Raw genomic sequence first — 12,168 nt, forward strand, 5'->3', positions numbered from 1 at the left:
AAATTTTTTTCTTTCGTTTTTTATTTGGTCAAGCCCTCGACCTATTAGTATCAGTCAGCTTAACAAGTTACCCTGCTTACACCTCTGACCTATCTCCTCGTGTTCTTCGAGGGGTCTTACTAGCTTACGCTATGGGAAATCTTATCTTGAGGTGGGCTTCACACTTAGATGCTTTCAGCGTTTATCCCTTCCCAACTTGGCTACCCAGCTATGCTCCTGGCGGAACAACTGGTTCACCAGCGGTCGGTCCATCCCGGTCCTCTCGTACTAAGGACAGCTCCTCTCAAATTTCCTGCGCCCGCGACGGATAGGGACCGAACTGTCTCACGACGTTCTGAACCCAGCTCGCGTGCCGCTTTAATGGGCGAACAGCCCAACCCTTGGGACCTACTTCAGCCCCAGGATGCGACGAGCCGACATCGAGGTGCCAAACCTCCCCGTCGATGTGAACTCTTGGGGGAGATCAGCCTGTTATCCCCGAGGTAGCTTTTATCCGTTGAGCGATGGCCCTCCCACGAGGTACCACCGGATCACTAAGCCCGACTTTCGTCCCTGCTCCACTTGTTTGTGTCGCAGTCAAGCTCCCTTCTGCCTTTGCACTCTTCGAAGAATTTCTAACCCTTCTGAGGGAACCTTTGTACGCCTCCGTTACTTTTTAGGAGGCGACCGCCCCAGTCAAACTGCCCGCCTAACATTGTCCCGTCTCCAGTTTCATGGAGCCCGGTTAGAATTCCAGTACTGTCAGGGTGGTATCCCAACATCGACTCGGTAATGGCTGGCGCCACTACTTCCTAGTCTCCCACCTATCCTGTACAGACAATACCGAAATTCAGTGCTAAACTGCAGTAAAGCTCTACGGGGTCTTTCCGTCCAATCGCGGGTAGCAAGCATCTTCACTTGCACTTCAATTTCGCCGGATTTGTTGTCGAGACAGTGCTCAAATCATTACGCCATTCGTGCGGGTCGGAACTTACCCGACAAGGAATTTCGCTACCTTAGGACCGTTATAGTTACGGCCGCCGTTTACTGGGGCTTAAGTTCTGACCTTCGCTTGCGCTAAGTCTTCCCCTTAACCTTCCAGCACCGGGCAGGCGTCAGCTCCTATACTTCAGCTTTCGCTTTAGCAGAAACCTGTGTTTTTGATAAACAGTTGCTTGAGCCTTTTCTCTGCGGCCACTTGCGTGGCTCTCCTTCTCCCTAAGTTACGGAGTTAATTTGCCTAGTTCCTTAACAACAATTCTTCCGATGGTCTTAGGATTCTCTCCTCACCTACCTGTGTCGGTTTGCGGTACGGGCACATAAAAGCTCCATAGAGACTTTTCTCGGCAGCGTGAAATCAGGTACTTCCCCTTGCGGGTTCCCCATCACACCTCATCATTGATATACCGGATTTTCCTGGTATACCTGACTCGGTGCTTAGACATACATCCATTTGTATGCACACCTTATCCTCCTGCGTCATCCCTTTTGTCAAACGCTTTTATGCGGTATCGGAATTTCAACCGATTGTCCATCACCTACGCCTTTCGGCCTCGGCTTAGGTCCCGACTTACCCTGGGCGGACGAACCTTCCCCAGGAAACCTTAGGTTTTCGACCAATAAGATTCTCACTTATTTCTCGCTACTTATGCCAGCATTCTCTCTCCTGTACAATCCACTGTTCCTTCCGGTACAACTTCAACTCATACAGGATGCTCCTCTACCACTCTTTCGAGTCCACAGCTTCGGTGGTAAGTTTTAGCCCCGGACATTTTCGGCGCATGATCTCTTGACTAGTGAGCTATTACGCACTCTTTAAATGAGTGGCTGCTTCTGAGCCAACATCCTAGTTGTCTTAGAAATCACACATCCTTTCCCACTTAACTTACACTTTGGGACCTTAGCTGGTGGTCTGGGCTGTTTCCCTTTTGACCACGGATCTTATCATTCGCAGTCTGACTGCCGGAATTCAAGTATATGGCATTCGGAGTTTGATAAGGTTCAGTAACTGTTGTCAGCCCCTACCCCATTCAGTGCTCTACCTCCATTACTCATTTCCGACGCTAGCCCTAAAGCTATTTCGAGGAGAACCAGCTATCTCCGAGTTCGATTGGAATTTCTCCGCTATCCACAGCTCATCCCATGGTTTTTCAACACCAACGTGGTTCGGTCCTCCACGGAATTTTACTTCCGCTTCAACCTGGCCATGGATAGGTCACTCGGTTTCGGGTCTACAACATACAACTTCGCGCCCTTTTCAGACTCGGTTTCCCTCCGGCTCCATACCTTAAGTACTTAACCTTGCTGCATATCGTAACTCGCTGGCTCGTTCTACAAAAAGCACGCCGTCGTACTTTACGTACTTCGACTGTTTGTGGACACACGGTTTCAGGTTCTATTTCACTCCCCTCCCGGGGTTCTTTTCACCTTTCCCTCACGGTACTCCTTCTCTATCGGTCACCAGGTAGTATTTAGCCTTGGGAGGTGGTCCTCCCTGTTTCCCACAAGGTTTCTCGTGTCTCGTGGTACTCTGGATTAGATCTGGCTGCTCTTTGCTTTCATTTACAGGGCTTTTACCTTCTCCGGCGGAGCCTTCCAGCTCTCTTCAATTAACACTTCACAGTATTTATGACCTATCCGCAACCCCAGGAACAAGTTCCTGGTTTGGGCTCTTTCCCGTTCGCTCGCCGCTACTTAGGAAATCGATGTTTCTTTCTCTTCCTCCGGGTACTTAGATGTTTCAGTTCCCCGGGTTTGCCTCTACAAACCTATGTATTCAGTTTGCAGTACCTAGCGTTATCTAGGTGGGTTTCCCCATTCGGATATCTCTGGTTCTCTGGCTATTTGCGCCTACCCAGAGCTTTTCGCAGCTTATCGCGTCCTTCTTAGGCTCCTGGTGCCAAGGCATCCTCCATGCGCCCTTTGTAGCTTGACCTTTATTATCGAAAATTGCTATTAACTTCGCATATCTTCGTCAACCTTTTCGCTGTGGTGCTCATTTACATAAGTAAACTCTGCTCCTCGCTCAAATCTTTCCTCGATCTGCTCGTTACTATCAATTTTCTTATTATCATCATATCATCTTTAAAATGATACTTTACTACAAAGGTTATATTATAACCTTAGCTTTACTTTATTTCTTATTTACTGTGCAATTTTCAAAGGACAATTTTTCAATTTACATTCCTAATTGGTTGTAAACTGAAAGAAGAATCTATCTGATCCTTCAAAATTAAACAGAGTAGATTTTCTAACTTACTTAAACCATCAATTTATAAGATAGATTATACTCTATCTTTCGACTCCCTAGAAAGGAGGTGATCCAGCCGCAGGTTCTCCTACGGCTACCTTGTTACGACTTCACCCCAATTACTAACCCCACCTTCGGCCGCGTCCTCCTAAGTTAGACTACGGACTTCGGGTGTTGCCAGCTCTCATGGTGTGACGGGCGGTGTGTACAAGGCCCGGGAACGTATTCACCGCGACATTCTGATTCGCGATTACTAGCAACTCCAACTTCATGTAGGCGAGTTTCAGCCTACAATCCGAACTGGGGGCAGTTTTTGAGGTTTGCTCCACCTCGCGGTCTTGCTTCTCTCTGTACTGCCCATTGTAGCACGTGTGTTGCCCTGGACATAAGGGGCATGATGATTTGACGTCATCCCCACCTTCCTCCGCGTTAACCGCGGCAGTCTTGCTAGAGTGCTCAACTAAATGTTAGCAACTAACAACAGGGGTTGCGCTCGTTGCAGGACTTAACCTAACATCTCACGACACGAGCTGACGACAACCATGCACCACCTGTATCCCTGCCCCGAAGGGCTTCTCTTATCTCTAAGATATTCAGGGTATGTCAAGTCCAGGTAAGGTTCTTCGCGTTGCTTCGAATTAAACCACATGCTCCGCTGCTTGTGCGGGCCCCCGTCAATTCCTTTGAGTTTTAATCTTGCGATCGTACTTCCCAGGCGGAGTACTTATTGTGTTTACTGCGGCACAGAAGGGGTCGATACCTCCTACACCTAGTACTCATCGTTTACGGCGTGGACTACCAGGGTATCTAATCCTGTTTGCTACCCACGCTTTCGTGCCTCAGCGTCAGTTACGGTCCAGAGAATCGCCTTCGCCACTGGTGTTCTTCCTAATCTCTACGCATTTCACCGCTACACTAGGAATTCCATTCTCCTCTCCCGCACTCTAGATATCCAGTTTGAAATGCAGTGCCCGGGTTAAGCCCGGGTATTTCACATCTCACTTAAATATCCGCCTACGCACTCTTTACGCCCAGTAATTCCGGACAACGCTCGCCACCTACGTATTACCGCGGCTGCTGGCACGTAGTTAGCCGTGGCTTCCTCCTTGGGTACCGTCATTATCGTCCCCAAAGACAGAGCTTTACAATCCGAAAACCTTCTTCACTCACGCGGCGTTGCTGCATCAGGCTTTCGCCCATTGTGCAATATTCCCCACTGCTGCCTCCCGTAGGAGTCTGGACCGTCTCTCAGTTCCAATGTGGCCGATCACCCTCTCAGGTCGGCTACGCATCGTCGCCTTGGTAGGCCGTTACCCTACCAACTAGCTAATGCGCCGCGGGTCCATCTCAAAGCGGATTACTCCTTTAAATCAATCTCCATGTGAAAACTGATTATTATGCGGTATTAATCTCCCTTTCGGGAGGCTATCCCCCTCTTTGAGGTAGGTTACCCACGTGTTACTCACCCGTCCGCCGCTAATCCACTCCCGAAGGAGCTTCATCGCTCGACTTGCATGTGTTAAGCACGCCGCCAGCGTTCGTCCTGAGCCAGGATCAAACTCTTAATTTAAAAGTTTATATGGCTCTATAGAAAATCAATACTAACTTCGCATTTCTGCGTCAAACCTTTCGCTGTGGTGCTCATTTACTTAAGTAAACTCCGCTCCTCGCTCAAGGCTTTCCTTGAACTACTCGTTATTATTGATTTTAGTATATTACTAAATGTAATACACCAAATTACGAAATTACTTTTTTAGCTGCTCTCGCAGCTCAAAAGAATTGCTGGTTTATTCTAAATAAGTTATACTTATATCTTCCTCTGTTTAATTTTCAAGGATCATTTTGCCGTCTTACTTCGACAGCTTTTATAGTTTATCATGTATTTTTTTCTTTGTCAACACATTTTTTTAATTTATTTCTAAGAAACTGTGTGACTTATTTACGTGACAACAGTTGATATAATACCATACCTACAATTTTCTTTTACATACTTATATATTATATGCATCATTTATCTAAATAATACTATAAATTTCTATAAAAATCTTTAATATTCACATACCGATACACGAGGAAACGTTATTATAATAAATTTGGCAAAAAAAGAGAAATTGCTTCTTTAAAACAACTTCTCTTCTCATATATTTTAAAAATTATTTATTATATTCTTAAACGCATTACCCCTAACTTCAAAATTAGGAAACATGTCAAAGCTAGCACATGCAGGTGAAAAAGTCACAATATCACCACTACTTGATAATTTTCTAGCAGAATTTACTGCATCTATTAATGAATCTACCTCTACTATAGGCACATCAATTCCTTTTTCACACTTAAGTTTCTCAAATGATTTTTTAATTTTATCTTTTGTAGCCCCCATAAGTATTAGAGTTTTTATTTTTAAATATCCTTCCTCTGCCAAAACATCAAAAGGTATCTTTTTATCATATCCACCTGCTATTAATATTACAGGTTTCTCAAAAGCTCTCAATCCTGCCAATGTTCTTGTAGGACTAGACGCAATAGAATCATTATAATATTTAACTCCATCTAATTCTCTTACAAATTCACACCTATGCTCTACTCCCTCAAATGTAGTAGCAACTTTTCTCATATTATCTACAGAAACATCCTCTTTAATTGCAGAAAATGCAGTAAGCAAATTTGCAACATTATGCATTCCTCTAAGTTTAACTTCACTTATCTTGCATACTTTTTTCCCATCAATACATAAAATGTCTCCCTTTAAATATCCACCAGAAGTTAATTCTTCTTCAATACTAAACTGTCTTACTTTTCCTTTAGCTTCTTTTACCATAGCATTAGTACACTCATTATCTCTATTAAAAATGACCATATCCTGGTTTCCTTGATACTTAAATATACTTTTTTTTGCATTCACATACTCTTCCATATCCTTGTGAATATCAAGATGGTTTGGACTTATATTAGTGATCACAGCTACTTCCGGTGATACATCCATGCCCATAAGTTGAAAGCTTGAAAGTTCAAGAACCACCTTATCCTTAGGACTTATTTCCTCTATCCTAGAAAATAATGGGGTGCCTATATTTCCCCCAACCCAACTTTTATATCCCTGTTCCTTTAACATATTATATATAAGTGTAGTAGTTGTAGTTTTTCCATCACTGCCAGTTACTCCATATATCTTAGCAGGACAATATTTAATAAACTCTTCCATTTCTGAAGTTACATATGCCCCATTTTGTTTAGCTTTTACAAGTGCAGGACTATCTATTCTCATAGAAGGAGTCTTAAATATTACATCAAAATTATCTAAATGTTCGAGATAATTTTTGCCTAATACTAAACCCACTCCTCGCTTTTTTAATTTCTTGGCAACTTCACCAAGTTCCCCTTCATCTTTTTTATCAAAAGCACTTACCTGTGCACCTAGTCCCAATAAAAAATTAATTAAAGGTCTGTTACTTATTCCTATTCCAACTACTGCCGTCTTTTTATTTTTTATAAACTTTTTAAAGTTATCAAAATCTTCCTTCATTAAAAAACCTCCAAAAATAAATCTGCTAATTATAATCACGCTTATATCATAACATAATTTTCTATAAATTTGTATGAAGTAGATATATCATACTAAGATAACTCCACCCATATAGATCTTAACCAACATTTAGTTTGTTCGCCCTAATATGCTATTAAAATCTAAATTGTGAGAAAATATTTAATTTAATGACTTTATATGACTCTATTGAAAATTATTATTGTGTTATGTTATACTATGTTTGTGCCGTAAGGAAACATTAATATAATTCCCCAAGTTTTAATTAAACATATAACATATCCCCATGATTAAACCCTAATTTACCGGATCTTTTGATTCGGTAAATTTTTTTAATAAAAAAATTTAGAGGAATGCTATCCTGGATAAATAACCGCGGAATAACAAAAGGTGTCATATAAATTTTCTCAAATTTATATGACACCTTTTTACTAAAACTGTACTTTTTCTTGCATAAATGACGATAATTCTTCTATTTTTATTCTAAACTGCTCCATGGTATCCCTATCTCTTACAGTAACAGTATTGTCATCCATTGTATCAAAATCTACTGTTATACAATAAGGCGTTCCAATTTCATCTTCTCTTCTATATCTCTTACCTATACTTCCTGCATCATCGTACTCCACATTAAAATCTTTTCTTAAAATGTTGTATACTTCTAAAGCTTTTTCTGATAATTTTTTACTAAGAGGTAAGATAGCTGCTTTAAATGGAGCTATAGCAGGGTGAAAATGTAGTACTGTTCTCACATCTCCTCCTTCTAATTCTTCTTCATCATATGCATCAACTAAAAATGCAAGTACAGCTCTATCAGCTCCTACAGAAGGTTCTATGCAGTATGGTATATATTTTTCCTTAGTTATCGTATCTAAATAAGTCATATCCTTACCAGAATGCTCTTGATGCTGTTTTAAATCATAATCCGTTCTATCTGCTACACCCCAAAGCTCGCCCCATCCAAATGGAAATAAATATTCAATATCAGAAGTGGCCTTACTATAATGAGAAAGTTCTTCCTTATCATGATCTCTAAATCTTATATTTTCTTCTTTTATTCCAAGACTCAATAAGAAATTCCAGCAATACTTTTTCCAATAATCATGCCATTCTAAATCAGTTCCCGGTTTACAGAAAAATTCAAGTTCCATCTGTTCAAATTCTCTAGTTCTAAAAGTAAAGTTTCCTGGAGTTATTTCATTCCTAAAGGATTTACCTATTTGTGCTATTCCAAAAGGTATCTTTTTTCTACTTGTTCTTTGAACATTTTTAAAATTTACAAATATCCCCTGTGCAGTTTCAGGCCTCAGATATATTTCTGATTTTGAATCCTCTGTAACTCCTTGAAATGTTTTGAACATAAGATTAAATTGTCTGATATCGGTAAAATTTTTCTTTCCACAGCTAGGACAAACAATATTGTTGTCATCTATGTATTTCTTTAGTTTTTCATTGCTCCATCCATCAGCACTAGCCTTTTCTACTCCCTGTGCTGTCATATGTTCTTCTACCAATTTATCAGCTCTAAACCTAGCCTTACATTCTTTACAATCCATAAGTGGATCAGAAAAGTTTCCCACATGACCTGAAGCTACCCAAACTTCATTATTCATAAGTATGGCACAATCTATTCCTACATTATGTTCACTTTCATGAACAAACTTTTGCCACCAAACTTTCTTTACATTATTTTTTAGCTCCACTCCAACAGGTCCATAATCCCATGTATTAGCAAGACCTCCATATATATCCGACCCAGGATATACAAATCCTCTACTTTTAGCTAAAGCTACTACTTTATCCATAGTTTTTTCAAAAGACATTATTTTTTCCCCTTTCTATTTTAATTCATTACTTATTATTAAACATTAAATTTGGATTTTCAAATATAAAAAAAGAACCTGCCACATAAGGGACGAATTTTATTTCCGCGGTTCCACCCTTTTTAGCACAAGCTCATCTTTAAATACATAGTTAGCTCAAAAGTTCCTTCATAAATAAAATCCCAGTTGTTTACACCATCCACAACTTCTCTGTAGAGATTTACATTAATACTATTCTTTATCACAGCATATATTAATTTTTTCTATATAGTTTTCATTTTATCCTATTATCTTTAAATGTAAATAACAAGTCTTTAAATATTACAAAAAATGAAATGGCTCCGTGGAGAGGGCTCGAACCTCCAACCCTTCGGTTAACAGCCGAATGCTCAACCATTGAGCTACCACGGAATAACTTACATATAATATTATATCATGGGATTTTAAAAATGCAACATTTTTTTATTTTTTATGTAAAAACATTTTGAAGACCTATGGATTTTAACTGAAATTTCCTTAGGTCTTCAAACAAGTTACATACTTACTGCTGTTGATTTGGCTTCATTGTAGGAAATAATATAACATCCCTTATTGAAGTGGCATTCGTAAGGAACATTACAAGTCTATCTACCCCTATTCCCAAACCTCCAGTTGGAGGCATGCCTATCTCAAGTGCATTTAAGAAATCTTCATCCATCATATATGCCTCATCATCACCTAGTTCTCTTTCTTTTAGCTGCTGCATAAATCTTTCTCTCTGCACTATAGGATCATTTAGTTCCGAATATGCATTACATATTTCTCTTCCAAATATAAATCCTTCAAATCTTTCCGTAAATTTAGGATTTCCTCTTTTCTTTTTAGTAAGAGGTGATATTTCTACAGGATAATCCATTACAAAAGTAGGTTGAATGAATTGTTCTTCACAAAACTCTTCAAACATAGCATCCAATATATCACCCTTTGAACAATCCTTCAATTCCTTCTTTAATTCAATATGTTTTTCTTTAGCAATTTCTCTAGCTTCCTCATCATCTTTCACTTCATCAAAATCCACATTTGCAAATTTTTTAACTGCCTCTACCATAGTAATTCTATTCCATGGTGGCTTAAAGTCTATTTCTGTATCTTCATAAACTACCTTTGTAGTACCAAGGACTTTCTCACATACATAGGCTATCATATTTTCAGTAATTTCCATCATATCGTTATAATCTGCAAAAGCTTCATATAATTCAATCGATGTATATTCCGGATTGTGCCTTATATCCATACCTTCATTTCTAAAACATTTACCTATTTCATATACTTTTTCAAAACCACCAACTATAAGTCTTTTAAGATATAGTTCTGTAGCAATTCTCAAATACATATCTATATCAAGTGCATTATGATGGGTTGTAAAAGGTTTTGCTGCAGCTCCTCCAGCTATTGACGAAAGTATTGGAGTCTCCACTTCTATGTAGTCCTTGTTATCTAGGAATTCTCTTATTGACTTTATTATGGCAGTTCTCTTCAAGAAAGTATCTCTAACGTCACTGTTTATTATTAAATCCACATATCTCTGCCTATATCTCAAATCTGGATCTTTTAATCCATGCCATTTTTCTGGAAGCGGTTTGAGAGACTTAGCTACCAGTTCAAAATCTGTAATATGAATTGATATTTCTTCTGTCTTAGTTTTAAACACTCTACCAGTTACAGATAAAATATCACCAATATCATAGGATTTGTACTCTTTTAATTTCTCTTCACCTACATCGTTTATCCTTATATATAACTGTATCTTTCCATATCTATCATATAAATCGGAAAATCCAGCTTTTCCATGAACTCTTTTCGAAATAAGCCTTCCTGCTACAGTTACATCTTTACCTTCTAAAGTATCGTAGTTGTCCTTTACTTCTTTTGAAGTATGTGTCCTCTCTACTTTATATACGTCAAAGGGATCTTTTCCTGCTTCTTTAAGGTCTTCAAATTTTTGCAGCCTCTCCCTAATGAGCTCATTAGACTTTTCTTCTAGTGCATGTAATTTCTTTTCGTCTTTTGACATCAATGTTACCCTCCAATTATCTTCTTATACTGAGTATCTCATACTTACTAACTCCATCTGGAACCTGTACTTCAACTACATCCCCAGCTTTTTTACCTACAAGCCCCTTACCTACTGGAGATTCATTGGATATTTTATTGTTAATTGGATCCGCTTCTGCAGACCCTACAATCAAATATTCTACTTCTTCATTAAAATCATAATCCTTAACTTTTACAATAGATCCTATGCCTACTACTCCTGGCGGAATTTCTTCTTCATCTACTATAGTAGCATTTTTTAGCATATTTTCAAGTTGTACTATTCTTCCTTCTACAAATGCTTGTTCATTTTTAGCACTATCATACTCTGAATTTTCACTTAAATCTCCAAAAGAAAGTGCTACTTTAATTTTTTCCATAATTTCTCTTCTTTTAGCTGTTTTTAAATATTCTAATTCATCCTCAAGTTTTGTTATACCTTCATAGGTCATTACATATTTTTTTGATCCACTCATTTAACTATCCCCTTTTAACAATTTATCTAAAATTCTTATAGATAACCCTATTAGCCATCAACGTGCTCACTTTTACTCATTTTTACTCATACTAATTATTATTTAAGTAATTATAAAACAGCACTATTATAATGTCAACATTTTGAAAATTGAATTTTCATATTACAATTTCCTCTAGATTATAAAACCAGCATATCCTCATTAAATTTTATTTTATCAAGAAATATGCCATTATAGGATAAAGATTTTTCCACATTTTTTTCATTCATTTGACAAAGTATAGACCCTAAAAGTTCAAAAGATACTCCATTGTACTTACAATTCCATGGAACTTTATAACTAACATCGTTTACTATTACGCCTCTATCACTGGGTATATAACTATTATCTATATACCATACATATGCATCACTCTTTACAGTGACATTCTTAGAACTTATTACAAAGTCTGCACTTTCAAAAGAAAATTTCATATCAGATGTAATTATAGGAGTTATTCCATAATTAGCAATAATATATTGTCCAATACCCTTAGTTTTCATAATATCTTTAGAAAGTAATATTATGTCTTTAGCTTCTCTAGCTAAATAGCATATGGTATCAAATAAAATTTTCTCTGAAGCATCATAAACAACTATACAACTATGTCTTATACTTTTTTTCTTAATCCTAAGTATAACTTTCAAACTCTTTATAATACTAAAAGCCATTAGCTCCCTTTGAAATTTATTGTATAAATTATAATCTAAATATCTATATACTTTAGGGGCTAGTTCCATATCTCTTATACCTGATATCTTTTTTGCTCTTAGGATGTTACTATTATAAGACTCTATATTAATATTTGGCGGAAATTTAACATTTTTTATTTCTAATTTTAGCTCTTTTATAAAGATTTCTTCCTTCAATTTTAGCCTAAATCTATCTTTAATTTTTCCCAAAAAACTGCTGTCATTATAGAATCCAGTTTTTTGCGATGTAGTATATAAAATGGATTTCACACTTTTCTTCCTATTACATTGCTTA

Annotated in this window: 5 protein-coding genes, 1 tRNA gene, 2 rRNA genes and 1 other annotated feature; all 8 genes read right to left on the reverse strand. The window is 38.0% G+C overall.

Annotation, left to right across the window (positions count from 1 at the left end; all coding sequences use genetic code 11):
- Window positions 1-24 precede the first annotated feature (24 nt).
- Window positions 25-2,914, reverse strand: a 23S ribosomal RNA gene (locus tag B5S50_RS10125).
- Window positions 2,915-3,289: 375 nt separating this feature from the next.
- Window positions 3,290-4,799: ribosomal RNA gene (locus tag B5S50_RS10130) — 16S ribosomal RNA — on the reverse strand.
- Together the 16S and 23S rRNA genes form the textbook arrangement of a ribosomal RNA operon.
- A 576-nt stretch (window positions 4,800-5,375) precedes the next feature.
- A complete protein-coding gene (murD, locus tag B5S50_RS10135; protein WP_065076888.1) occupies window positions 5,376-6,752 on the reverse strand; it encodes a UDP-N-acetylmuramoyl-L-alanine--D-glutamate ligase in 1,377 nt (458 codons plus the stop codon).
- Between the two features lie 449 nt (window positions 6,753-7,201).
- Window positions 7,202-8,593 (reverse strand): glycine--tRNA ligase, encoded by a 1,392-nt coding sequence (locus B5S50_RS10140; RefSeq protein ID WP_065076889.1) that lies wholly within the window; start codon window positions 8,591-8,593, stop codon window positions 7,202-7,204.
- Between the two features lie 85 nt (window positions 8,594-8,678).
- Window positions 8,679-8,847: a binding site (T-box leader), on the reverse strand.
- Between the two features lie 82 nt (window positions 8,848-8,929).
- Window positions 8,930-9,004: transfer RNA gene (locus B5S50_RS10145), tRNA-Asn, on the reverse strand.
- A 130-nt stretch (window positions 9,005-9,134) separates the two neighbouring features.
- Window positions 9,135-10,646 (reverse strand): lysine--tRNA ligase, encoded by a 1,512-nt coding sequence (gene lysS, locus B5S50_RS10150; protein ID WP_065076890.1) that lies wholly within the window; start codon window positions 10,644-10,646, stop codon window positions 9,135-9,137.
- A 16-nt stretch (window positions 10,647-10,662) separates the two neighbouring features.
- The gene (gene greA, locus B5S50_RS10155; RefSeq protein ID WP_065076891.1) at window positions 10,663-11,142 is read right to left on the reverse strand and encodes a transcription elongation factor GreA; all 480 of its coding nucleotides are present in this window, start codon (window positions 11,140-11,142) and stop codon (window positions 10,663-10,665) included.
- Between the two features lie 179 nt (window positions 11,143-11,321).
- Window positions 11,322-12,143: a hypothetical protein gene (locus B5S50_RS10160; protein WP_217303704.1), complete on the reverse strand. Its 822-nt coding sequence runs from the start codon at window positions 12,141-12,143 to the stop codon at window positions 11,322-11,324.
- Between the last annotated feature and the right edge of the window lie 25 nt (window positions 12,144-12,168).

The organism is Clostridium sp. 001, assembly GCF_019056555.1.
GTDB classification, from domain to species: domain Bacteria; phylum Bacillota; class Clostridia; order Clostridiales; family Clostridiaceae; genus Clostridium_B; species Clostridium_B ragsdalei.